This window comes from Rhodopirellula sp. P2, from assembly GCF_028768465.1.
Lineage (GTDB): Bacteria > Planctomycetota > Planctomycetia > Pirellulales > Pirellulaceae > Rhodopirellula.
Genome location: NZ_CP118225.1, coordinates 5,102,404 through 5,126,666, shown reverse-complemented (window position 1 = coordinate 5,126,666; position 24,263 = coordinate 5,102,404). Strand labels below are relative to the sequence as shown.

Sequence of the window (24,263 nt, the reverse complement as noted above, 5' to 3'; positions counted from 1 at the left end):
ACGACGGCGATGCGGTGGAACGTTTGGCTGGATTGGAATTCGAGTTTGGTCGATTGAACCTCGCCAAAATGAGCCTGAAATTCCACCGAGCATCGCCTGAGGCGATTGTAGCAAGCCCTCCTGCGGAAGGAGTCCCTTTCCGGCACAGAAGGAGGCTTGTGGCTTGAAACACTGATGCTGAACGACCACCCCGATTCACGAGGATCCTCCGATGCAGCCGCCCGTCAAAGTCCATTGCCCCACCTGCCGTCGCCGTTTTCTTTCGGATGAGACGCCTGCGATGCCGTTTTGTTCCAAGCGGTGCCAGCTGATTGATTTGGGACGTTGGATGAACGAGGAGATTGGATTGCCGCATGAAGGTGAGCCGGGTGATGCGCCGGTGGAGTACTTGGATGACCGCGATTCGCCTCAGCCCAGCCCGGAACAAGAGATGGGGCGGTCGTATCGATTTGAGGATTGAGGCGTCTTCTTTGTTCAGGCTTTGCCTGGAAGCGTGTGATTGCAGATCAGGAGGCTACTGGGACTGGACTTTTCAATCAGACTGGCCGACAATTCGGGATTGCGAACGAACCTTTCCCTCGGGGAAGGTTTCTTTTTTTATGTCTCCAGCCAAACACACGTAGGATCGCGAAATGGTCGAATTGGTGCCAATGACCCGAGAGGGCTACAACAAGATCAAGGCCGAGATCAGTCGCATGGAAAATGACGAAATGCCGATGATCGTGCAGAAAATCGCAGAGGCTCGCGAAGAAGGTGACTTGAAAGAGAACGCGGAGTATCACGCTCAACGCGAGAACCAGGGAATGTTGATGGCCAAGATCAACGAACTGCGTGACAAGATCGCGCGGGCGTCGATCATTGATGTCTCGTCGTTGCCCAAAGACGAAGTTGTGTTTGGCTGCACCGTGACGGTAGAAGACGTCGCGTATGGCGACGAAGAACAGTTCACCTTGGTGGGCGCTGGCGATGAGGATTATGACAGCGGCAAGATTTTGGTGACCAGTCCGTTCGGCCAAGGCTTGGTCGGCAAGAAGGTTGGTGAAGTGGCAGAGGTCGATGTCCCGGCCGGGAAGTTGAAATTCAAAATCCTGAAGATTGAATTCAACCTGTGAGTTCCACCAACGATGAAAACTCACCGGCATCGGACCCGTCCGATGCCGGTGCTGAATCTGGTTCGCCGACGACGAGCACGCCCGAACAGCAAGAGCCGGGATGCATGCCGATCGCGATTGCATGCACGTTGCTGATGGGAATCGTGTCGTTCGTGTTCTGTGGCGTCACCACTTGGGTGCTGTTTCAGAAACGAACGGAGGTCGCTGTCCGAACATTGGTCGGGTATGTCGACGTCATCGAGCAGAGTCTGTTGCCACCGGATGAAAAGAAGTCCGTCATCGAGCAGTTGGAAGCAACGATCAAAGAGATGCGGGCGGAGGATTACCCTCCAGAGAGAGCGTCCGCGGTGATGCAGCGGTTGGTGCGTTTGCCGATTCCTCAGTACGGGGAACTCGACGTGATCGATGCGTTCATTCAAGACAACTTTGATGAGGGGGAACGTGACGACGGGCTGAAGCAAATCTCTCGGTTGCGTCGTGCCATTGAACGCGGCAAAGCGACGGTCATTGATGTCAACGATGTTTTGTTGCCGACCACGCAAGTTGACACCACGCATCCGCTGGGGCGAGTCCTGAAGCAACCGCTTGCTGCAGACGAGATTCGGGATGTGGTAGGGCGCGCCAAGTTGGTTGGTGACCGCGATGATCTTGCCGATCAATTCTTTGAACGCAAACCGATCGACGAGATCCTGAAGCGTGAGTTGACAGCCGCTGTCGATCAAGGCGGATTTTGACCGATTCAGCACCGCAAAAACGTCGACGTTCCGTCGACAATTGGTGCGGCGGGAGCGGCGTTCAGGCGCCTTCGCAGTGGCTTCTCAATGCCATCGCAATGCCTTCGCGAGCGCGACATTCGTGATCCCTTGGTCCAATCCGCCAAAATGTCCAGCTCGACAATGCTTGCAAATGGGATTGTGTCATGGCGGTTCCAGTCCGGAAATCTTCGGCCCTTCCCTTGGATCGGCTGTGAAACAGCCTCGATTCTTCCAAGCGAATCGACGTCGTTTTGAGAACGTCTCGCATTTGGGGGGGGATTGGTTCCGGGCGAATTCGTTGATCGATTGGCGTCCAAGCTGCCAGAAAGGCACTCACGGGGGCGATGGGAGCCGGAAAAGTTGAGTTGATCCGCACCAGATGGTGCTTTCGAGACCCACACAAGTGCCCGGAAGGGGTTCTGAGTTGCAATTCCTTGGTGCGCCTGGAATAATGGAAACGCTAGCGATCGAACAGACCGGCGACTGCCGGATCGCGTCGTCTCTTTTCTCCTCGCCTTTGGACACCGCCATGAAAACCAAACCGTCCGGTTTCACTCTCGTCGAATTGTTGGTGGTGATTGCCATCATCGGCATCCTGATGGGACTGCTGATTCCAGCTGTCAACGCGGCACGGGAAACCGCCCGCCGCAATCAGTGCAGCACCCAAATCAAGAACCTCTCGCTGGCGGCGATCCAGTACGCAAACTCAAAGGGCGAACTGCCCGGTTACGTTCAAAGCTTCGGTCGTCACGACAGCTACATCGATCCATCGGATCCAAGCAACTCGGGGGCGGCACTCGCTCCTCACATGAAGATTGGGACCTGGGCAGTTGCGTTGTTGCCATGGCTCGACGCACAACCCACTTACGAACACTGGAGTGAGGATCGTTACCCGATCCTTCACACCAATGTGTCGGGTGCCGAGCACGAAGCCACCAGCGGTGCCTCTGGCGATGGTTTTCACTCCTTGGCCGCTCCTAACTTGGCGCTGATGCAGTGCCCCAGCAATCCCGTTGCCGTTGGCGACTACGCGAAGAACAGTTACATCGCCAACAACGGCCTGTGCCATTCCACGGGGCCATCTGGTTTCTTGGCCGCTCCTTCTGGATCCAGCATTTTCGCTGAGTCTCAGAACCGAGCCAATGGCGCGTTCAACTGCAAGTACAACGTGACGAGCATCAACTCGCGTGGCGATGGCATCCATGAGTATGAAGGTCCCAAGGTTCGGTTGGACGACTTCAAAGACGGTGCTGGTAACACGATGTTGTTCGCCGAAAGCGTTCAAGCACTTCCTTGGAGTCGTGCTGGATTCATCAACGCCAGCAACGTGACATTGGCTGATCCAGCTCACAACGACGTGGTGTTTTCGGTTGAAAACGCTCGTTACGTAAACGGCATGGTGTGGCATTACGCTGACCCGAAGAACTCGGATGCCGCTCTGGCTTCATTCTGGAACAAGAATGGAACTGGTTCCCCTCAAGTTCCCGCTGCAGTGGTTGGTTTCTATCGGATCAACGGTGGTGGCACTTCGATCTCGGATGAGATCTTCAATCTGCAGATGACCGCCACCAACGCTGCTCAAATTGCTCGTCCCTCTTCGGCTCACGTCGACGGTGTGAACGTTGCGATGGCTGACGGCGGAACCCGGTTCATTACAGCTGGCATTGATTATCGGGCTTACCAAGCCTTGCTGACACCTCGTGGCAAGAGCAGCAATGTTCCTTTCCCTGAGTACGTCTACAGCGACGAAGAAAATTAAGAGACGGTTTGTTCGCTAGTTCAAACGAAACGGCATCCTTCGGGGTGCCGTTTTTTTTTGCGTTGGCGTCACAGAGGTCCCCGCTGATTCGGAGACGCGGCGGCAACAGCAAAGGCCTAGATTTCCAGGTCGTCTAGATTGACTTCATCCAGCGTTTTGGCGGAGTCCGTGTCGCCTGGCAAACCGTTCGCGGGCACAGATTGTGGTTGGGCGTGGCTCTCTTCGGTGCTTGCCGATCGCACTTGCAGTTTTCCTGCTTGGACCCGGACGACCTTGATGGGCTGCCCGCGGTCGATGGGCATGCCGGTGCTGACGGCGTCGACTTTGTGATCGTCGACAACGACTCGCCCCGCGGGCAACAAGTCCGAGGCAGCGACGCCGTAGCGTCCCACCAGTTCGCTCAAGGGGGTTCCGTCGGGGGCCGTGGCGATCGGTACGGAACTTTCTGAATTCGTGCCGCGGCGGTTCAGGATTTCTTTGCCGACGCCGGTTTGTGGCCACAGTCGCAGCACGATGCTGAGCAGAATGGGAGTGAGCACCAGCAGTCCCAGGACGACTGCCAGCCCGAAATTCAGGCTGACGGTGAACGCGATCAGCACCGCGGTGATCGCGGCGGCAATCGCGAATAGGCTCAGCAGCCCGCCGCTGGGCACGATGATCTCGGCGATCACCAGCGTGAGGAAGAGAACCAGCAGTCCAATCGTGTAGAGAACAGGCATCAATCCACCGCCTCGACGGTGATTCGGTTCCCAAGAACCTGGATGACCCGAATGGACTGTCCCGCGTCAATCGCGGTGGCATCGCTGACGACCGGGACGATTGTCTCGCCGAACTTCGCCTTGCCGCTGGGACGCAGCGGGGTGGTGGCTTCTCCGGTTTGGCCGAGCAGGTCGTCGTAGTGTGTCAATCGCTCGGATTCATCGAGGTGGGCTTCAGGAACTCCCATGGACAACCCGGTCGCGAGCGCCGCTTGAGGCAGGTACATCCGGACCAGGATCATTCCCAGCACGCACCCGCCCAGACCTCCCAGCGCCACCCAAAGACCTCGAGTCAGTTCACCGAGTTGGTAGGCATTCTGAGGGACAACAAACGTTTGGCTCATCAGCATCACGCCGATCGAAGTCAGGATCAGGCCGCCCACACCAAAAATACCAAAGCCTGGCAGCACGAAAAGCTCAATCCCAATGCATGCCAGCCCCAATCCGAAGGCGAGCAGTTCGGCCCACTCCGCGGTCCCCGCCAGGTACTTGATCCAAAAGAAGAACGCGAAACAGACCATCGAGATGAAGCCGGGCAGGCCCAGGCCGGGTGCGCTGGCTTCGATCGAAAGCATCATGAATCCAATCACCAGCAGGGTCACTGCGAGCCCCGTTTGGCTTCCCAGACGCTCGACCCAGCGGACCAGCCCGCGGTCGGACAATTCAGGTGGCACGGCCGACAAACCGATTGCTGCGGACGCTTCCTGCAACGAAGGGGCGATGCCGTCGGCCAGCCCCAGTTCCATTGCTTGGGAAGCGTTCAGGCCGGCGGCCAATTCGATCTTTTCCATCCGTTGCCAGTCACTCGCGTTGTCTTCCACAGCTGGGTTTTCAGCGTTGGCGTCTGGGGCGTCGGAGTCTTGGTCGGGACTCTTTTCTTGGCGAATTTGTTCCGATGTGGTGTATCGGACTCGGCCCGTTCGGCGATGAACGTATCGATGCACTGAAATGGAAGGGTCCAGCAACCCGCGAAGCAGAGCGACGCTGCGACCGGTGGATTCCGCGACCAGAGTGATCAACTCCGACTGCCGCCGCACATCGGCGGGTGACATCGCGTCTGCGCCGCTTCCACCGATGGTGGCTTCGGGTGACATCAGCAACGGTTGGCAGGCGAGTGCGATCAGTGCTGCGTCCCCGCGTGCTTCGCCGGTGACGAGGCCACCGACGGCCTGGATGACGGGACCGGGATCAGCAAGCGTCGCAGCCAGAGAAGCGCTGCGATTCAGGTTGCCGCCGGGCGAATCGATGGCGACCAACCAGGTGTTCACATCCGGCGAGTCGATCGTGGCGGCCAGATTGCTCTGCCATCGGCGGACGCGGGACCCGGTGACGTTGCCAGTCACGCGAATCAGGCGTCCGACGGCTTGGTTCATGGATCGCGAATCCTCGCTTTGCAGGCGGGCCAGTTCGAGCCAGTCGGCGACGGATTCTTCGGTGTCAACGATTGCCGCTGCCGCACGAATCTGTCGAAGTTGGTTTGCGTCCAGCACCAGGGGCTCGCCCGCGCCAGCCAGAGTGGTTTCGGACACGACGCGACCGTTTGCGCGAGCGGTTTGCAGGGCTGCTCCCGCCAGAAAACTGGATTCGCCGTCGATCAGGTTGACTTTCGCGACCTCTTGGCCGGAATCCACCAACCCGTCCACCAGCTCGGGAGGAACCAAGGCCCGGCGGCGAGCGATGGACTGGTACAGCACCGCGATGGTCTCATCGGGCTGAGCCTCAAATCGGCCGGCATCGCTGAGTGAACTCGAGGCAGAGACCAGGAGCGTTTCGGAAGCCAGCGGGAGCAGCACGTCGTGCCCGCTGATGGCGCCATCGATCCAGGCAACCACCCGGACGCGATTGAGCTCCGCACTGGAGATCGTCCGAGCGAGCTTCAGAGCGTCCTCGAACTCAGTGGCTCCGGCGGCGGATGGCGGAACATCAGTTGATCGCTCTTCGTTGCTAGCGGATTGTCGAGAAACGCCAGCGGTGAGGCCAGCGGCAGCCGAGCTGAGCCGCAAGACCACCGTGGCTCGGCCGCTGTCCAGTGCGTCACCGCGTTTGGAGGCGACGGCCAATTGCGACAGCCGAGCCAATATTTGATCCACGTCGCGGCTGGTCAAAGGCGACGGAACGTTGATCAACACCCCGGTTTGTGGTGAATCGGCCGCTTGGCCCCAACCGATGCGAAGCGGTGTCAACGCCAGCAGTCCAAGCAGCAAACACCACAGCGGTTGCTCCCAGACGGAGCCTCCCCGGAACCGGAAACCACGCAAGATGAACCGATGATCTTTCATGCCACGATTATACGGGGGATGGAAGGCAAAAGACCATGACTGGTCCAGATCTCATGGCGATTGCAAGGCGCGGCCGAAGATCAACCTTCATCCCCTGGGCTGCAAGCTTGCAAGTTTAGCAGCGTCAGTTCACCGGCGACGGTTCGGGATCGGGGATTGTTGTGCCGACGACAGCCGCACCAATGCTGTCGCCCAGGACATTGACCGCGGTGCGGAAACGATCGAGCAACCAGTCCACCGCCAAAATCAATCCCAGGTACTCCAGCGGCAGGCCCACGGCTCCCAGGACAATCAGCATGGTGACCAGTCCGGCTTCCGGAATTCCGGCGGCACCGATTGCTGCCAGGGTTGCGGTGACGGCAATGATCAATTGGTCGGAGAGCGTGAGGTCGAAACCAATCGCTTGAGCGATGAAGATCGCAGCGGCGGCTTCGTAAAGCGCGGTTCCGTCCATGTTGATCGTGGCTCCCAAGGGGATCACGAATTCGGTGGAACGCTTGGAAACGCCAGCCGATTCGGCGCACTCCAGCGTCACCGGCAACGTCGCGGACGAGCTGGCAGTGGAGAACGCAGTCAGCAACGCTTGGCTCATGGCAGCCATGTACGAATATGGGTTCTTCTTGGTGACCAAGTAATAGATCAAGGGCAACACCACAAACGCGTGGACGCCCAAGCCAATCACCACCGCAGCAAAGTACCAACCGATTTGGCTGATCTCTTCAATGAATCGTCCGTCCGCTTGAGCCTTGCCGAACCGAGCCGTTACGAGGCAGAAAATGCCGAGCGGTGCGACCTTCATCAGTGCCATGACAAACCGCAGCAGCAGGTCGTTGGCTTCGGTGACGAGAGTCGTGATGGCTCCCACGCGATCGATCATGGTCGTCATCAAAGCGGCGATCGCAATCGCGAACACGATGATGGGCAGCAATTGAGTGTCTGCAGCGGCGGCAAATAAGTTGTCGCTGATCAGCATCAACGCCAAGTTCTCAAGCACCACTCCCATGCCAGGGGCCTCGGTTTGTCCTTCGGGGAGTCTGGTTTCGGTCGCCAGTCGCTCGATGACGGCGGGATCGACCGTTCCGACTCCCGGCTGGATGATGTTGACCGTGATCAAGCCAATCACGACCGCCAACACGGTGGTGCACAGGTAGTACCCAATCGCGGCGGCGCCGGGGCGTCCCAGTTGCCGGACATCGCCCATTCCCAGAACGCCACACATGACGGACGTGAATACCAGTGGCACCACGATCATTTTCAAGGCTCGTAGAAACAGTTCCCCACCGATTTCGAAATGCGTCGCGAAATTCGGAACAATGAGTGCAACTGCGATCGCCGCCACAATCGCGCCCGCAATCCAGTACGTCAGCGCCTGACTGTGTTTCGGTGATTCCGTCATGCTTGGTTCCCTTTTGCCGTCCATCACAGAGGTAAATCTTCCTGCAGCGACACAAAATAGCGGTTTCTTTCACTCCCCGCACGGCATTCGGCGAGAGTGCGACCTAAGTTTTGGATGGAATGGTTCGTTCCCCACCCTCACGTTTTTCCATTGGCCATCGGCCACGCTTCCGCCCATTCAACGAGTAGCCTCGGATGCCTTTCTCGAAACGACGTAACACGCGACGTGCCGCAGTTGGCAGTGTTTTGTTTTTGGCCGGACTCCTTTGTGGGACTTTGGTCGCGATCCCGAAGCTTCATCGCGTGATGTTGTCGGAGCAAGTACCGGTCGACCTGACCTGCGCTGAACTGATGCAACGTGGGATCAGCGAGTCATCGGTGGTTCGATTGACCGACGCAACGATCGTGGAACCGACCGACGAGCTGGAATTCGCGATGTTGGAGCCCGACCCGAACGCAACCCAGACGTTGCCGGTTGGATCGGGCATGCGAGCTTGGATGTCTGGCGACAAAGTTGCCTTGGCAAAGTCGACGATCGCCGATGCCCTCAAGCACCCACGATCTAAAAAAATGATGGACCAACTGGTTCGCGGCGAGGTGGTCCCTCGAGGATTCATTGGCGATTCGGTACCACAACCGTTGAAACTCACACCGGGACGCGAGATTGCGGCCCACGCGCTCGATGAAGTGAAGGCAACTGGAACGCTGACGGCGTTCGTCACCGAAGACCCCACGTCCCAGTGGATTGTCCAGTCGGCTGAGCTACTGGATCTCACGTTGCCAACGCCATTTCTGAAGTCAGCTGAGCTGGACCAGTATTCTCTGCATCCCATTTCGTTGACGGAATCCAAAACCAACGCCGGCATTTGGATCGGTGCATCCGTGTTGGCCATGACAACGGGATGGTTGTTCTGCAGTTCAGCTGGTTGGGGACTTTGGATCCTGTTTTGTCCCATCGCTGCAATCGTGGGAGTGTTTGGACTGCCGTTGCGATCAGGGCGTGGCAACCGAGTCACTTGGATGCTTGCCATTTTTGCAGGTGCATCTTGCTTGGTCGCCGCTTACGGCTTGGCGTTTGTTCTCGGTGGTTTGGGGCAGACGCAATCCACGTGGGCCTGGCAAGCGGCCGGGTTCATCGCCGCATGTGCTGGCCTCGCGTTGTGGTTGGGTGTCCGCGGAAGTGTGAAGACCAAACGCAGTCTGGCGCTCTCGCCCAGATCCTTGGATGAATTGATTGCACCGGAAAAGGGGCGGGCGAAAACCAAGGCGAAACGCAAGCGAGCTTCCAAAGCCAACCAAGGCGAAGAAGAGCAATACGCAACCACAGGCGTTCGACAAGACAAGCTGAAAGAAACATTGGACAAGAACGCCAGTTACTCAAGAAAGTACTTGGATCCACGACTGAGTGTTCCCGCGAACGCGGTGGCGTCTCCGGAGGCAACCGAACACAACCTGCAATGGCAGAAATCCGATTTCGAAGAGCCCTTGTTGGTTGAAATCGGGCGCGGCGATGCGGCTTGTTCCGTGACCATTCAAGTTGGCTGTCAAAGCTTGGTGCTCGCCATGACGGACGAAGTGGAAGGCGAGGTTCGACTGCGAATGGTCAGTGTGCTCGATGATGGTCACTGCTTGGTCAGCGTGGATGATTCCTACCCGGACCTTCAAGCTTCCGGATCGAACGACCAAGCCACCCTGTCGGTCTTCGAGTCCGTCAGTGCACAAAAGCTGTTAGCGAATCACTTGGAGCAATCTGCCAACGTCGCCGAGCAACGCCATGCTCGTTTGGTGACACTCGACAGCAACGAGTGGCGAGATGTTGTGCTGCTATCCGAACGTGTGCTCAAGTCCATCTTGCACGATGAAGGGCATCAGAAGTGGGACATCTGCGACATGACTTACGGCCGCTTCACCTACCCGGCCCAACCGGTTCGAATCTACCAAGAAGTGTGAGTCGCTCGTCGGACTTCGGAGGGCGGATTGAGAAGACGTCGTGCATGCAGCATCGCAGCAGGCCTCGACTGACTAGCGAGGCGGTATTTCGTACACGCTGAACTCTGCCCACACCGGCATGTGGTCGCTGACTCGGAGTGCGTCCTCTTCCGAAATCTGCAGAGCCGATTTGAGATCCAGCACGCCCGCCCGCCCAGTGAACTCACGCGTGGTCGCGGTGTCGATCAAAAGATGGTCGTAAGTCTTGGTTTGCAGCGTGTTGGTCGGCTTGTCACCAACCAAGGACTTCACGTTTGGGATCTGCCCGGTTTCCAGCAACCACTGCGTGTCGACGTTGAGGTCACCCATCAGGACAAAGTCCTCTTCGCCCGTGCTTTGGTACTCGTACATCCGGACACTGTGAAAGACATCGTCCAAGACATTCATTTCGTTCTTGGGTGTGTCACCCATGCGAGACCCAACTTCATCGGGGTCAGTGTGAACGTTGATCAATGTGAAGCGAAACGGCATCCGATTCGGAGTGGGGGTCACACGAGTTTGAAAGCTGGCCACCATCGGTGCGCGATGCATTCGGTCCAGTTCATCGCTGACCAGGTAGTCGGAACCCGAGACCAAGTCGATGCGATCGGTGTCCCAGACGAATCCATATCGCTCGGTCTGTGAGGTTCGTCCTTGCGGTTCGCTCACGGTGGCGTTGTAACGACCACCGAGGCTGGCGATTTCGTCAAGCAGTCCATTGATTGGCAGTGCCGGGTCGCCCTTGATCTCTTGAATGGCGATGACATCAAACAGCAAGCAGACTTGTGCCAGACGCCGCATCACTTCCGGCTTTTCAGATTTGCTTTTGCCGAAGACTTGAATGTTGAAGGTCGCCACGCGAACAGAGGCATCGGGTTTTTGACTGCGGTCGCTGGCGGGTGTGATCAAGCTGACCGGCGCAATTCCACCGATCGGTGCATTGCCGGAGTAGCCGCGGGCGCCCATTTGCTCGGGCGTCAACGAGGCTGCAAGCGGATCCTCGTAGACCGGTGCTTCACTGCCTCGTAAAGAGTCCAGGGTCGGCAAATTGACCTGCCCAGTCAGGGCTGCGATGACCATCGCAATCACGCCGGTGATCGAAATGCCAGGTGTGAACCAGCGCAGGATCGAACCGCTGGATCGGCTCGATCGCCGACGCGATTTGGACTGATTGCCCCAGATCATTTTCCACAAAAGTTGGATCACCACGGCCTCCTTGCCGCGTGTATCACAAGCTCATCGATGTCCGCCGAGAATCCTTCTCAATGCAGTTCAATGGCTCTCGCTAGTCAATTTCCTGTTTCACGAAACCAACGCGGCGAACACGCTTTTGGGGTGTCGCTGCGTCAGGCGTTCCGGCTTGTTGACTTTTTCGAGTTCACAGCCCGACGCGTGAGCGAGGGATCCACAGGCTTATTGCGATGGCACGGGATCCCTCGCTCACGCTTCGGGTTAGGATTGAGTCAACAGACCGGTTCGTGAGCAGAACCTGCCTGGCCGATATCCAAAACGGTTCATTCGCGTCAACCGCAATATCTGTCTCACGCCATTCAACCGTGGCGAACGAATCCCCCCGGTGAACGTTCGTGAATGAGGGGGCGATGGCGACCGAACGGCGTGGATTCATGTTGTAAATTTGAGCAACTGAATCAATTTTTATCCGCTGTTTCGATTGTGTCGGCATGTCACATTGCATTCCTCGCTTGCCCATTGCATCCGTGATCACGGGGTTGGTTGTCGCAATGACCACTCTTGGTTTGGTGCAAATGTCGCCCGCGAAGAAGTCGTCCATCGAACACGATGGATCCGTCGCTAAACCGACCGACAAGGCTCCTGCGCAAGCCGGTGTGCTGATTTCGTCCGTGGTCGACGCATCGAGTGTTCAGGGAGCAGCGGCGAAACCGGTTGATCCACACTTGACCATGGGCAGTGAAACCTGTGTCAAGTGTCACGCCAATGAAGTGAAGGTCTGGAAGGCGACGCCTCACAGTCGCACCTTTGAAGAACTCCATCGTCGACCGAAGGCAAAAGAAATCGCATCAAAACTTGGTGTGAGCTCAATCAAATACGATGGGAGATGTGTCAATTGTCACTACACGCAACAGGTCGAAGCCGCATCAGGCAACGTGCATGCGATCGAAGGCGTCAGCTGTGAGTCCTGTCATGGTTCGGCCAAGCAGTGGTTGGACCTGCACCATGACTACGGTGGCGAACAAGTCACGCGGGCAATGGAAACACCCGAACACAGGCAACAGCGTTTGGCTCAAAGCGTTGCCGCCGGAATGCGAAACCCGGTCAATGTCTACTTGGTCGCACAGAGTTGCTTGCGTTGTCACACCACAGCGGACGAAGAATTGGTCAACGTGGGCGGTCACCCCACGGGCAGTCTGGACTTCGAATTTGTTTCCTGGAGCCAAGGCACTCTTCGTCACAACTTCATCGATTCCGATGGGCAATCAAACGATCCAAGCACTCGCGACCGATTGCGAGTCATGTTTGTCAGCGGGATGATCGCTGACCTGGAAGCGAGCCTGCGGGCGACCGCTGAAGCGACTCAAAAAGCAAAGTACGGTGTTTCGGCCGCACAACGAGCCAACCGGGCCGCGAAGCGATTGTTGTCGGTCTCGCAAAAGGTCACCTCCAAACACTTGGAGGAGATCCTGCTGATCTACAGCGGTGTCACATTGAAACTGAACAATCGCGAGCCGTTGGTTCAGGCTGCCGACGCCATTGCCGAACTCGGATTTCGGTTTGCAGCGGAAACAAACGGGCACGTTCTGAAACCGCTGGATGTGTTCATTCCACCGGAGAATCGTTGGAAGTAGCAAAGAGTTCATTGACCTGACGTCGCACGGCTTTGGGCAGTGGGCCTGCGGTTGCGAAATCCGCAATCTGTTCCGGGCGGTGGGCGCCGACCAAAGCGGCCGTGACACCAGGTTGCGAGACCGCCCAAGAGATCGAAAGGTTGGCAACCGAGCGACCGGAGTCCGCCGCGATCAGCTTCAGTTGATCCACGATGTCATGGGCTCGCCGGCGAGCTTCTCCCTGAAAGATGGGATAGTTCGGACGACTGTCGCCTTCGGCAAAGACATGGTCTCGCTCAATCTTTCCGGCGAGCAATCCTTTCATCAGTGTCCAGTAGACCCACACGTCGCAGTCGTTCTCTTTGGCATCAGGAATGACAGTGGACAGCGTTTCTTGTTGCAGTCCGTTGAGGGGGCACTGAATCGCCGAGCACGGAATCACGCTTGCAAATGCAGCACGCTGTTCCGGGGTGGCGTTGCACACCCCCACGCGTTTGGCCATGCCACGCTGCATCAAGCGTTGCAGTGCCCAGGCACTGGCCTGGATCGGAACTTCGTCGTCGACGCAGTGCAACATCAGCGTGTCAAAGCAACGGATGCCAATGCGTCGAAGTGAGTTTTCTGCGTCAACGACTAGCGTTTCGGGACGCCCATCGTTCACGCGAACTCCGTCTTCGTTGTAGCGTTGCCCTACCTTTCCGATGATCTGGATTTCGTTGCGGGTGGACGCATCGAGGTCTTGGAGGGCCGCCCCCAGACGTTCGTCGGCCTCCCCCTGCAGGCCATAGCTGTAGGCCGTGTCGAATTGCCGGATCCCAGCTTCGATTGCCGCTCGAATGGTGGCAATTGCGTTTTCACGAGTCACGCCAACGGTGGTGACACCCGCGATGGGCCACAGCCCTAAAATGATGTGTTGATTCAAAACAGTTGCGAGATTGAAAAAGGGAACTAAGTTGGGCGCAGGACGTGGTTAATTCGGAGTGAGAATTGATCTTCGTTCGGCCGCTGACCTCTAAAAGAACAATTCAACAGCAAGATGGCAACGACTCCCACCACCGCGATCACGGTTGCTCCTGGCATCACCCGTGTCGAAAAAAACAATTCCAAAGGCTATGTGGTTCGAGTTTGCCGCGATGGCGTGAGAAATTCCGAGTACTACTCCGACACAATGTGCGGCGGAAAACGCAAGGCCTTGCAGTTGGCCAAGCAAAGCCATGCGGCGTTGCTGGAGGTTCTCGGTCCCGCGAACAACTCCACCAAAGACAAGCTGACCAGTCGGAACACCACCGGAAAGGTGGGGGTGCACCTGGCCCACTCGGTTGACAATCGGTACCCGGGTTGCGAGTACCAAGCCTATTGTGCGTCTTGGAAAACGGAAGACGGCCGACGTCAAAAAATCAGTTTCGCCTTCAACCGATACGGCGAAGACGAGTCCTGGGAATTGGCCTGCATTGCTCGTGATCGCGAAACCACTGATCGCGAAGAGGTGATCGCGGTTCGTGAGCGACAATTGAAACGGAAGAGTCGCAAGGCCAAAACACGCCGCAAGTAGGTCGCGGCGTCGGTGTTCAATTGACGTCCGTCGGGTCACCAGTGATCTGGTTCGCCCGCGGTTTGGGCTGCATCAAGACAGCAGCAATTGCTCGCCCGGTTCGGCATCGTCGATCTCTCGGCGAATCTCACGCAAGCCGTAGGCGCACAGTTCGAATTGGTCGCTCAGTCGATCGAGCAGGTCGCACGGCGGCCGTGAATCATCGGCTTGGATCGTCGAGGCGATTTTGTAAGACCGCTTGCCGTGCTGGAAATAGTCCAGCAGTTGGTCAGGTGAATCCTTGCCATCGCCACGCACCGATTCAGGGAACATCCCCGCCCAGAACAGCGTCACATCACCGATGTGCCGATGAACTTCACGCTTGGCAATTCCCATTCGGCGTTCCGCTTCGCACAGCAACTGGAAGACTTCCGTTGCTGGCCGGCCGTCGCCACGTCGCATTTTGTGAACCGCGTCGATGCGAACGAATCGCAGCATCAGGTCACTGACGTATCCGATCAACTGAACGTCCGCGACGCCCAACTTGGTTTGGAAAATGGATTCACTCAAACCGCTTAGAAAGCGATCGAGTGCGGATCGTTTTTCTGGTGTGTGTTCAGTTGCCACGGCATCATTCCCCTTGTTCAGACTTCGAAAGTTGTTCGGCTTCGAAAGGGGCCAAATGAATGACCTGAAATCCAGAACTAATAGCCCATCCACCCAATGTCAAGAGATCTTTTGGGGAGGGGGTGACCCAGCCCGTCCAGAATGAGCTGCGACTGAGAGGGCAGCTCTTCCCGTGGCGAAGCAAGAGTGAAGGTGGAGATACGTTGGCGCAGCTGACGGGAACCGACCGCTTCACTGGTTCTGGTTGAGCGTCGCAGGCGGCGACGCATAGCTTGGCCGAATCCCGCTCAAAATGGCCGCGCCAGAGACCGCGGATAGGAAGGCGATCAGAAGCCAAACGCCTCGCGCGGCAATCGAGCCGTAACGTTTTTGAACCGCCGCGATCGAGCGAATTTGATAGGGAGCCATCCAGGGGCCAATCGCGATCGAGGTTGTCAGGGCTGCGATCAACAACGCCAAACCGCCAACCAAGGTGTCGTCTTGGATCAAAACTTCTTCCTACTATCCAGCCAGGGCGATGATTGAAGAGGACGCTTGTTCAAACGTCGCTTTGACGCATCCGACGACGGATGACTCGGCGTTGCATGCGAGCGGTTTCGACATCGGGATTGATGTCCAAGCATCGGTTCAACGCATCGAGTGCCTTGGTGGGTTTTCCCAAGAGAGCTCTCACCTTGGCCAAGCTTTGCCAAGCGGTGTAGTGGAAACGGCAGTGCCACAAACAGGACTGGTACGCCGCCTCGGCTTTTTCAAAGTCTTCCAAACCGTGCCAGCAAATCGCCAGCTGGTGATGGGCTTCGGCGTACAAAGGGGCTTGATCGATCAACACCATCACGGGGGAAAGCGCCGCAGCGTATTCGCCACCATCGTTCAAGTGAATGACGCGGAGCAGTTTTTGGTGATGCAGCGGCGCGGCGTCACGAACGATCACCGAATGAAATGAATCATCGGCAACCAAGCGCACCCCACGGTCAATGTCCGAGAGAGCTCGGCCCAAAAAATCGACGGAGTGGCGGTCGCCCAACATCCCCAGAGCCAACGCCGCAGCCCGGCGGTGCTCGACTTCGCCTCGGGAAAGCAGAGCGGTCAAGGTCGCCGAGGTGTAGTGCTCATCGACATCGTGAGCAAATCGGGGAGCGTCCGCTGAGCCAAGGTACCGCCGGTATGCAGCGACCAGGCGAGTCGTGTGGACGATGGGAGCTGTCACGTTCGATTCCACCTTGGGCTGGTCGGGAGGGTCTGGGAGGATTGGGCGGGTCAAACGGCGCGGTGCCGGCGATTCATTGGTATTTTGGCTGCTGTGGTTTGACTTCTCGATGTTAGACCGATCAAGCTGTCGGGCAAGACGGCGCACCAAAAGAACTTTCCAACTGCACGGATCGTCGGATGCTATCTCAACCGCTTCTCCCGCTTTGCCTGCCCCTCGCTGACAGCAGATCTGACTGCGAAAAGGAGCTGGATCTGGCGACCCTCGACGTTTCGGGTCACCCGCGAAAAACGGCGGGAAAGTTCCTCGGGAATTTTTGCCCAGGCCGTTCTGCACTTTGGTTTTTGGGCGTGGTGTTTTCCGTCGTGTCGCCTTTATCGGCGTTCAGCCAGCCGCCATCGGACACACCGTTGCAGGCCGCCGCCTTCACGCGAACCGTGATCACGGTGGCGCTCGACGGCCAATCAGCGGACGAAGCCATCGATCAGATCGTCGCTCAAGTGAGTTCGGGCAGCCCCGGACGTCCCTGGACCTGGTGGCGTGATGGTGAGGTCGATCCTGGAAAAATTGTGTCCCTGAATTTGGCAGGAGGCTCGGCTGCTCAGGCGATGACCCAACTGACGCGTCCACTGGGATGGGAAGCTTTTCCGATCCCGGGGGTTTTGCTGGTCGGGCGGCCCGAATGGATTGATCGGACGCTTGGCAATCTGGTGAGTTCGGCCAAGCCGCAAGCCATCGATTTGGAGTGGCCTCGCGGGACTGCGTCCGCAACCGCTCTTGATTCAATCCTTCACGCGGCGGCGGGCCGGCCGGCCACCGGCGGCGCGGAAACCGGAGGGCAAAAAGAGGACCGAGGGCTCGAATGGTTTCCGCATGACGTCTGGCCGGCGGCCAAGTTTCAGCAGGTCGATCCATGGCACCTGGCGTCATTGGCGTTGGGGGAGTTTGGCATGGCTGCCCGCCAGGGAACACCGCTGCAGCGATTGCGATCCCGAGACGAGTCGCTGCCAGTGGCGGTGCAAGTGATCGGCGCGGACGACACGAAGTGGCGAGAGGCTCGCTTCTTGATGGTTTACCCGATTGAGAACAGCGACACCGATGAGAGTGGTGACGCGGAGTTGCGGCGAGCGGTTCGGGCGGTCGATGCCACGGCCTCGTTTCGATCCGGGCGTGATCCGAAGACTCGCAAAAAGATGTTGCGCATTCACACGCACCCAACCGGGCACCGTGCTGCCTTGGCGACGCAGTGGGCGGCGGCACCTGCCCCCGCTCAGGTGGCCGTGGCCGGTCGCGACGCCACCTATGACTTGAAGTTGTTGAACAAACCAGCCCGCGAGGTGCTGCAGCAATTCGCGGGTGCGGCTGCCAAAAAATTGGTCATCGAGGATGAAGCCACCCTCCGCAGTCAAACGTTGGTGAGTCTTGATGCGACCAAGCAAACGCTGGAACAATTGGCGCAGTCCATTGCCACCCAGGCCAACTTGAAAGTCGAGTGGGGCGAGACGGTGGTCCGCGTCCGCTTGCCAGCGGAGTAGCGTGGATCGCCCTGCCGCAGGCAGGAGTGGCTGGCATCGTCAAGTCAGCCGGTTGGGCGTGTGCCGAATGGCACTTACTTTACAAATTCACCCTCCCCCTGGGAGGGTCGAGCGAAGCGAGGGGAGGGCTACACACCGGGTTTTAAGTTCGCCCTCCCCGGCCCGAAGCGGGCCGACCCTCCCTGAGGGAGGGTGAAGTAAGTGCCGTTTGGGCGTGTGCCCCGGTTGTCGATTCGGCACAGGAGCACCAATTGGTCGGAACGGGGCTTCGCTTGGTCGCCGCCGACTTCTAGGTCGCTGCCCACTTCTTTGCACACACGAAAAAAGGCCGGCGTGGTGCCGACCTTTTCTGCCTTGGATCAATCACTGGGGCAACAATCGTTTGCCCTTTGCAAACTAAGCCTTGGGCTCTTTGCGAAGCTGGATCCACTCGCTGTGGAAGGCACCTTCTTTGTCCAAGCGTTGGTAGGTGTGAGCACCGAAGTAATCGCGTTGGGCTTGCAACAGGTTGGCCGGCAAGCGTTCCAGGCGGTAACCGTCGTAGTAGCAAAGCGCGGTGCTGAACGCGGGGACGGGGATGCCCATGACCGATGCGACGGCAACGACCTTCCGCCACTTCGCTTGCGCGTTTTCGACGGCGTCTTCGAAGTACTTGGCCAACAGCAGGTTTTCCAAGTTGGGATCGGCGTCGAAGGCTTCTTTGATCCGGTCCAGGAATTGAGCACGGATGATGCAACCACCTCGCCACAGCAGTGCAGCGGCACCGTAATCGAGTCCCCAATTGTGCTCAGCCGACGCGGCTTGCAATTGAACAAAGCCTTGGGCGTAGGAAACGATCTTGGAAGCATAAAGTGCTTGGCGAACCGCTTCGACGAATTCAGCACGGTCACCGACCAGTGATTCAGCGATCGCACGCATTTCAGGGTTGGCTGTTTCAGCGGGACCGTTGAGGGTCTTGCTGGCGCGTGTGCGGGCTTCCTTTTGGGCTGACAATCCGCGAGCGAACACGGCGGTCGTGACCAGCGTGCTGGGGACGCCCAGGTCGAGAGCCAGTTGGCTCATCCATTTGCCTGTGCCCTTTGCACCGGCCACGTCCATGATTTGGTCGACGAGGAATCCGTCGCCGCCTTGGTCGTCTTTGACGCTGAAGATGTCGCGGGTGATCTCGATCAAGTAGCTTTGCAGTTCACCACGGTTCCAGTCATCGAACACGTCGTACAGTTCGTCGTTGGACAAGCCGCCGAGCTCTTTCAGCAATTGATAGGCTTCGCAGATCAACTGCATGTCGCCGTATTCAATGCCATTGTGAACCATTTTGACGTAGTTGCCCGCACCGCCGGCACCCAGCCATTCGCAGCAAGGGATGTCGTTGTTGGGGCCGACCTTGGCTGCGATCGCTTGGAACATTTCTTTGATGTGAGGCCATGCCGCAGCACTTCCGCCGGGCATCAGCGAAGGACCTTTGAGGGCACCTTCTTCGCCACCGCTGACGCCGCAACCGACGTACAACATGCCAGCTTCTTCGACCTGTTTGGTGCGTCGTTCCGTGTTGACGTAGTACTCATTGCCACCATCAATGATGATGTCGCCGGGTTCGCAGTGCGGCAAAAGCTGCTCGATCAAAGCGTCCACGGCTGGGCCGGCTTTGACCAGCATCATCAGCTTGCGAGGTCGTTTGACTGATTTGACGAATTCTTCAATCGAGTGACAGCCGACGAAGTTTTTGCCCTTCGCACGACCTTCCATCAAAGCGTCAACTTTGGATGTGGTGCGGTTGTAGACAGCAACTTTGTAGCCGCGGCTCTCAACGTTCAAGGCCAGATTCTCGCCCATGACGGCCAGACCAATCAGGCCGAAATCACAATCACCACTCATAGCTGTACTTTTGTTCGTGTGTTAGATGGGGGCGTGATGGCCCGGTTTGCGGCGATCCAAGCGTGCCGCAGCGGCTCACGCGGGGGCCAGCAGTGTAAATGACTGGGGCGGGGCGAAAAGGCCCAAGGGAGGATTGCTGCCACCGATTGGCTCCATACATTTCACGTTGCTGCTGACAGAACCGCTGCAATCGGCCCAATTTCGGCCCTTGGCCGCGGTGAGCGCGGCAAACCCAAAGGCTGACTCATCGATCATTTTGCCGTCGCGGAGCGGAGCAGCTCGCCCGGCACGCCACCCAAGGACGCTCGCTGGTTCCACTCATTGATTGCGATGTCGCAGTGGTTTCCCGGGCTGGTTCGGAGCCAAATTGCACCGGTTCTGAGCCGATTGCAGCGGGAATTCGTTTGGTTTGGGGGTGGAGAGCGTGGATCGACACCGGGGGCGGTCGCCTGGCCGGACAACTTCGAGAGCTCGGCTTTTGAATCGCAAAAACTGCGTTGCCAGATCAGCGGACTCGGTCCAGAGGAAAGGCACTCCGGAATTTCATTGAGGTTTTCCGATCGCGTTATTAGACTGAGGTTCGGCTGCCGGTCGAGATTCGATCGACGGCGGCCCTCATTCTCACTCTCGACGTTCTTCTCTGCAAAAGAATCCACCGATGCGACTGATCGATCGCCACTCTCGAATTCGCACCTTGGCCAGTTTCGCGTTCGCAGCGTTGTTGGCGATTGCGTTGGCTCCCTCCAGCTTCGGCCAAGACGGTGGCGGTGGCGCGGGCGGCGACGTCACGAACAACTTTGGCAGCCAGCCCGCTGGTGTCGACGTCGATCCGACCGGCGTTTTGAAGGTTCGCACGATCGACCCACGCTTGGCTCGTCAGCAATGGTTGCAATCGCGTGCCAATGCGGTTCCGGGTGAGTCGATGGAAACCAGCCAACTACGAAAGGTTTCGCTGAATCGCCTGGAAGCAGCGATTTCCGAATACGTCGAAGCCGATCGTCCGCTTCCAGCTGAAATGCTTGCGATGGCCGGACTGACCTCGGTTGAGTACGTGTTCTTCTATCCTGAAACAAACGACATCGTGCTGGCTGGGCCAGCCGAAGGTTATGTGGCTGACGCGACCGATCGTTTCGTCGGCATGCAGTCGGGACGTCCCAGCGTTTTGTTGGAAGACGTCGTGGTTGCTTTGCGAGCGTTTCCACCTCAGGGCAAACCTGCCCGCGTGATTTCGGTCTCGATTGACCCCACCCCGGAAGGCCTGCAGCGGATGCAGCAGTTCCTGATGCGAGTGGGGGGACGTGCCGGTCGCGGTGACACCCTGCAGCTCGTCCGCGGGCTGAAAGAAAACTTGGGTCTGCAAACCGTCACCATCGAAGGCATCCCAGCGGCCAGCCACTTTGCTCGCGTGTTGGTGGAAGCCGATTACCGCATGAAGTTGATCGGCATCGGTTTGGAACAGTTGCCGGTTCCCGTTCGCAGTTATGTCTCGCGCACCAATCCCGTGACCGTCTCAGCGAACTCGATGGAACGTTGGTACTTCCAGCCCAATTACGACGGGGTCTCGGTCAGCGAAGACAACCTGGCCATGCGAATCAACGAACGTGGTGTTCAGTTGGTTGGCGCCAACGAACGTGTCCAAGGTGACGGTGCTCGCGTTGGTACCGGCCGCGTGAACCGAGCCAGCCAAGCGTTCACGAAAGAGTTCACTGAAAAGTACAACCAGATTGCTGACCGAGTTCGCGTCTACGCGGAACTGCGTCAGTTGATCGATCTTTCAATCGCAGCCGCTTACATTCACGAGCAAGACTTCTACGGGCAAGCCAACTGGGCGATGCCAGTTTTGGGCGATGAAAGCAAAGTCAGCGTGCAGACTTACACCGCACCTGAAAAGGTCGAAACCGCTGTGAATGCGATCTGGCGAGGCAACACGTTGATGACTCCACTGGGAGGCGGCGTGAACGTTCAGCCACGGATTGCATTGAAGAAAGACCACGTCACAATCGACACTGAAGGCCAGCACGTGCAGGTCAAACATTCCTCGGGGCCAGAACAATTGGCGCCCGGCCAATGGTGGTGGGACTGATTCAAGATGACTTTGATTGACACAACACTCTGCGCCGTCGCGACTCGTTTCGCGGCGGCTTTTTCTTTGTTCGCGTGCCTCAGTTGGGTGTCGCCGCAGATCGCGGACGCCAACGAAAGTGCGAGCCCTTCGAAGTCGGTGCCAATGATTGTGGCCCACCGTGGCTCGTCTTACACGGCCCCGGAAAACACGTTGTCCGCGTTCAATCTCGCCTGGGAAGAAAACGCGGACGCGATTGAAGGCGACTTCTACCTGTCGTCCGATGGCGAAATCGTTTGCGTGCATGACAAGACCACTGAACGCACTGCGCCGGGCTCACCGTCGTTGAAGGTTGCCGAGGCGACGCTGGAACAGCTCCGCAAACTGGACTTCGGCACCTGGAAACATGAACGCTACGCCGGCGAGCAAATCCCGACGCTGCGAGAAGTTTTGGCGACGATTCCAGAGGGGAAAGGAATCTTCATCGAAATTAAATGTGGACCGGAGATCCTGCCGACGCTGAAGCAGCAGTTGGACGAATGCACTTTGAAGCCAGAACAGATCACGATCATCTGCTTCAATCAGGCAGTCGTTCGCCAAGCTCGCGAGATGATGCCGTACGACTGCAATTGGTTGACCTCGTACAAGAAGCAAGCGGACGGCAGTTTGACCCCGGGGATTGATGACGTTCAGAAGAGTCTGAAGGCCACCGATGCCACTGGGTTTGGAACGCAAGTCAACGCCGGATTGCTCGGTTCGGTTCTGAGCCAGGACTTCTGCGATGCTGTTCGAGCGGCGGGGTGTGCCATGCATGGTTGGACAATCGATGACCCTGCGGTTGCCAAGCAGTTGGTCGGTCTCGGTTTTGAGAGCATCACCACCAACCGCCCTGCTGAAATTCGCTCCGCCTTGGCGGACTGAACGCAGGTCAACGAAGCCACTGAATCGTCGGCAGGGCCGCCTTGTGAGGCATGCCGTGCCGACCGGCAGTCGACTGATCGGGCTGTCGATTAGTTTCCGCGAAGGTCAAGGACTTTGCGAATCTTGGTCGCAACGTGAAGGTCAGATTCGACTTTCAAGCGTTCGTGCAAACGCTGTTGAACGGTTCGGTTCTTCGACGGTGCCAAGATTGTGATCACATGCAATCGAACGTGGCGATCCGAATCGTCCAGCAGCATCGACAACCAAGGCCAAGCGTTGAGGCCTCCGGATTGCAGCATCGAATCGATCAACGTGATCCGATCTTTGGGCTCTGCGACGGCGATCGCAGTCCCAAATTCCAATTGGACCTTGGTGAATCCGCGGCTGATCAGTTCCGCGTGAGCTTGTTCGGCCAGCGACGCGTTGGGGTGACCCAGATGTCGCAAGATGGTTTCGTCGTCCATGGCGGTGAACGGTGACCCCGTCAGTTCCGCGTTGACGCGAAGGACTCGTCCGTCGGTGGACCTTGCCAAACGAGGCGTCCCGGAGGCTCGCTGTGCAGGCGTTCCGTTCGGAGAACCTGGGACCTGTGTCAAAGGCACCGTGACCCCGTCTGGGACAGGTTCCAGCTGGGCGCTGGATCCCTCTTGCGAAGCATCGGCCGGTTGCGTTTGCAGTCGTGTGGCCGTTTCCCGGACTTGGACGGCCTGAGTGTTCGGCGTTCCTGAGCGAATGATTTCGACGGGACGCGATGGCGGCCAGTCCGTCCACATGGATTCCGTGTCGGCACTGGGCAGTTCGTTGACGTCGGTGGTTGTGACCGGCGTTTTGGCAAGTGTCATCGTCGGTTGATCGAGTTGTGCCAACGTTTCGCGTGATCCTTGTGAAACGGTTGCGATCAGTTGTCGGACTTCTTCGTCCAGTTCTGTATCGCCGAGCGTCTCCGTGCCGGCGAATTCCAACATCGTTTGGCGAAGCAGCGAACGCGAGCGGGCGGTTTGACGCGAGGTCCATTCAGCGCGTGGTTTGGCTTGTAGGTTTGCGTGAATGCCTTCGATCAGCTTTTGGTGGGATCGGGCGGCCAGCTCAGGGGACAGAGTGGTCCAGTCGTTTTGCAGTTGGTTCAGCAAACCAAAGGCAACTTCCGAGACGGCGTCCTCGTCATCCATCAAGCTGCTGGACAGCGGCTGGATGGCTTCGATTCCAAACCCCGCGATTTGGATCAACCGATCGCTCTTCTCGGTGGCGTCGAGCGTTGGCAGTTCTTGAACGAGTTGGTTCAGCAGGTACTGCTTGCCGTAGACCGTGGCCAGCAACCAGATCGCAGTCACTGCGGCGGCAATCGCCAGGAATTGCAAGGCGTGCACGAACCGTTGCTTGGCTCCACCAGCGGGAGGCAAGGCAATTGAGAATGGGTTCGGCGTGTCGGCCGTGGAAAGCGATTCGGAAGGGGACGTCAGCATGGCGGGATTGTGCCGACCCATGCGTTCCGACAACAAGATCAATTCGAAAACGGCCAGCCTTCACAGGCAGGGGAAACGCCGACGGAAACGGGGAAATATGCCGATTGAGGAGGCAATGACGTTCGAAACGAAAGGTTCGGTGGATCAGTTTTTGAAGGTTTTACCGTTTTGACCAGCAATCTGGCTAAGCCTTTTCGATCGGACGAACCGAT

20 protein-coding genes are annotated in these 24,263 nt (G+C 57.8%); 10 read left to right on the top strand and 10 right to left on the bottom strand.

The features are described from left to right. Positions 1-211: 211 nt before the first annotated feature. The 4 genes from PSR62_RS18135 (at position 212) to PSR62_RS18120 (ending at position 3,626) form a co-directional block, all read left to right on the top strand. Positions 212-460 (top strand): DNA gyrase inhibitor YacG, encoded by a 249-nt coding sequence (locus PSR62_RS18135; protein WP_274404414.1) that lies wholly within the window; start codon positions 212-214, stop codon positions 458-460. A 172-nt stretch (positions 461-632) separates the two neighbouring features. Beyond that, positions 633-1,112: a transcription elongation factor GreA gene (greA, locus tag PSR62_RS18130; protein WP_274404413.1), complete on the top strand. Its 480-nt coding sequence runs from the start codon at positions 633-635 to the stop codon at positions 1,110-1,112. Further along, on the top strand, positions 1,109-1,846 hold the full coding sequence (locus PSR62_RS18125) for a hypothetical protein (protein ID WP_274404412.1): 738 nt from the start codon (positions 1,109-1,111) through the stop codon (positions 1,844-1,846). The genes greA and PSR62_RS18125 overlap by 4 nt, the downstream gene beginning before the upstream one ends. A 550-nt stretch (positions 1,847-2,396) precedes the next feature. After that, entirely contained in the window at positions 2,397-3,626 is a 1,230-nt protein-coding gene (locus tag PSR62_RS18120) for a DUF1559 family PulG-like putative transporter (protein WP_443217288.1), read from the top strand. A 116-nt stretch (positions 3,627-3,742) separates the two neighbouring features. Here PSR62_RS18120 and PSR62_RS18115 read toward each other — a convergent pair whose 3' ends face one another. The 3 genes from PSR62_RS18115 to PSR62_RS18105 all read right to left on the bottom strand — a co-directional run bounded on the left by PSR62_RS18115 (position 3,743) and on the right by PSR62_RS18105 (position 8,059). After that, positions 3,743-4,345: an NfeD family protein gene (locus PSR62_RS18115; RefSeq protein WP_274404411.1), complete on the bottom strand. Its 603-nt coding sequence runs from the start codon at positions 4,343-4,345 to the stop codon at positions 3,743-3,745. Continuing rightward, the gene (locus tag PSR62_RS18110; RefSeq protein WP_274404410.1) at positions 4,345-6,663 is read right to left on the bottom strand and encodes an NfeD family protein; all 2,319 of its coding nucleotides are present in this window, start codon (positions 6,661-6,663) and stop codon (positions 4,345-4,347) included. Before PSR62_RS18110 ends, PSR62_RS18115 begins: the two co-directional genes overlap by 1 nt. Before the next feature lie 124 nt (positions 6,664-6,787). Beyond that, positions 6,788-8,059, bottom strand: coding sequence for a dicarboxylate/amino acid:cation symporter (locus tag PSR62_RS18105; RefSeq protein ID WP_274404409.1), 1,272 nt, complete (start codon positions 8,057-8,059; stop codon positions 6,788-6,790). A 194-nt stretch (positions 8,060-8,253) separates the two neighbouring features. Between PSR62_RS18105 and PSR62_RS18100 the strand changes: the two genes are divergently transcribed. Further along, positions 8,254-10,008, top strand: coding sequence for an MFS transporter (locus PSR62_RS18100; RefSeq protein WP_274404408.1), 1,755 nt, complete (start codon positions 8,254-8,256; stop codon positions 10,006-10,008). A gap of 72 nt (positions 10,009-10,080) precedes the next feature. On the opposite strand, the gene PSR62_RS18095 is transcribed toward PSR62_RS18100, so the two are convergent. After that, complete coding sequence (locus tag PSR62_RS18095; protein ID WP_338020092.1) at positions 10,081-11,235, bottom strand: endonuclease/exonuclease/phosphatase family protein; 1,155 nt, start codon at positions 11,233-11,235, stop codon at positions 10,081-10,083. A gap of 473 nt (positions 11,236-11,708) precedes the next feature. On the opposite strand from PSR62_RS18095, the gene PSR62_RS18090 reads away from it, so the two are divergent. Continuing rightward, positions 11,709-12,851: a multiheme c-type cytochrome gene (locus PSR62_RS18090; RefSeq protein WP_274404406.1), complete on the top strand. Its 1,143-nt coding sequence runs from the start codon at positions 11,709-11,711 to the stop codon at positions 12,849-12,851. Here PSR62_RS18090 and PSR62_RS18085 read toward each other — a convergent pair. Next, entirely contained in the window at positions 12,823-13,752 is a 930-nt protein-coding gene (locus PSR62_RS18085) for an aldo/keto reductase (protein WP_274404405.1), read from the bottom strand. The genes PSR62_RS18090 and PSR62_RS18085 overlap by 29 nt on opposite strands. A 114-nt stretch (positions 13,753-13,866) precedes the next feature. On the opposite strand from PSR62_RS18085, the gene PSR62_RS18080 reads away from it, so the two are divergent. Then, entirely contained in the window at positions 13,867-14,382 is a 516-nt protein-coding gene (locus PSR62_RS18080) for a transcriptional regulator (RefSeq protein ID WP_274404404.1), read from the top strand. Positions 14,383-14,454: 72 nt separating this feature from the next. On the opposite strand, the gene PSR62_RS18075 is transcribed toward PSR62_RS18080, so the two are convergent. The 3 genes from PSR62_RS18075 to PSR62_RS18065 all read right to left on the bottom strand — a co-directional run bounded on the left by PSR62_RS18075 (position 14,455) and on the right by PSR62_RS18065 (position 16,195). Further along, positions 14,455-14,988, bottom strand: a complete 534-nt coding sequence (locus PSR62_RS18075; protein ID WP_274404403.1) for a hypothetical protein — start codon at positions 14,986-14,988, stop codon at positions 14,455-14,457. A gap of 231 nt (positions 14,989-15,219) precedes the next feature. Continuing rightward, positions 15,220-15,477, bottom strand: coding sequence for a hypothetical protein (locus PSR62_RS18070; protein WP_274404402.1), 258 nt, complete (start codon positions 15,475-15,477; stop codon positions 15,220-15,222). 49 nt (positions 15,478-15,526) lie between these two features. Further along, positions 15,527-16,195, bottom strand: coding sequence for a HEAT repeat domain-containing protein (locus PSR62_RS18065; protein ID WP_274404401.1), 669 nt, complete (start codon positions 16,193-16,195; stop codon positions 15,527-15,529). A gap of 410 nt (positions 16,196-16,605) precedes the next feature. On the opposite strand from PSR62_RS18065, the gene PSR62_RS18060 reads away from it, so the two are divergent. Next, positions 16,606-17,730 (top strand): hypothetical protein, encoded by a 1,125-nt coding sequence (locus tag PSR62_RS18060; RefSeq protein ID WP_443217443.1) that lies wholly within the window; start codon positions 16,606-16,608, stop codon positions 17,728-17,730. A 396-nt stretch (positions 17,731-18,126) separates the two neighbouring features. Here the strand turns inward: PSR62_RS18060 and gnd are convergent, their stop codons facing one another. After that, positions 18,127-19,605: a decarboxylating NADP(+)-dependent phosphogluconate dehydrogenase gene (gene gnd / locus PSR62_RS18055; protein WP_274404399.1), complete on the bottom strand. Its 1,479-nt coding sequence runs from the start codon at positions 19,603-19,605 to the stop codon at positions 18,127-18,129. Between the two features lie 658 nt (positions 19,606-20,263). On the opposite strand from gnd, the gene PSR62_RS18050 reads away from it, so the two are divergent. Then, complete coding sequence (locus tag PSR62_RS18050) at positions 20,264-21,688, top strand: DUF1598 domain-containing protein (protein WP_274404398.1); 1,425 nt, start codon at positions 20,264-20,266, stop codon at positions 21,686-21,688. 6 nt (positions 21,689-21,694) lie between these two features. After that, complete coding sequence (locus PSR62_RS18045) at positions 21,695-22,588, top strand: glycerophosphodiester phosphodiesterase (protein ID WP_274404397.1); 894 nt, start codon at positions 21,695-21,697, stop codon at positions 22,586-22,588. Positions 22,589-22,677: 89 nt separating this feature from the next. Here PSR62_RS18045 and PSR62_RS18040 read toward each other — a convergent pair whose 3' ends face one another. Next, positions 22,678-24,084, bottom strand: coding sequence for a hypothetical protein (locus PSR62_RS18040; protein ID WP_274404396.1), 1,407 nt, complete (start codon positions 24,082-24,084; stop codon positions 22,678-22,680). Positions 24,085-24,263 lie beyond the last annotated feature (179 nt).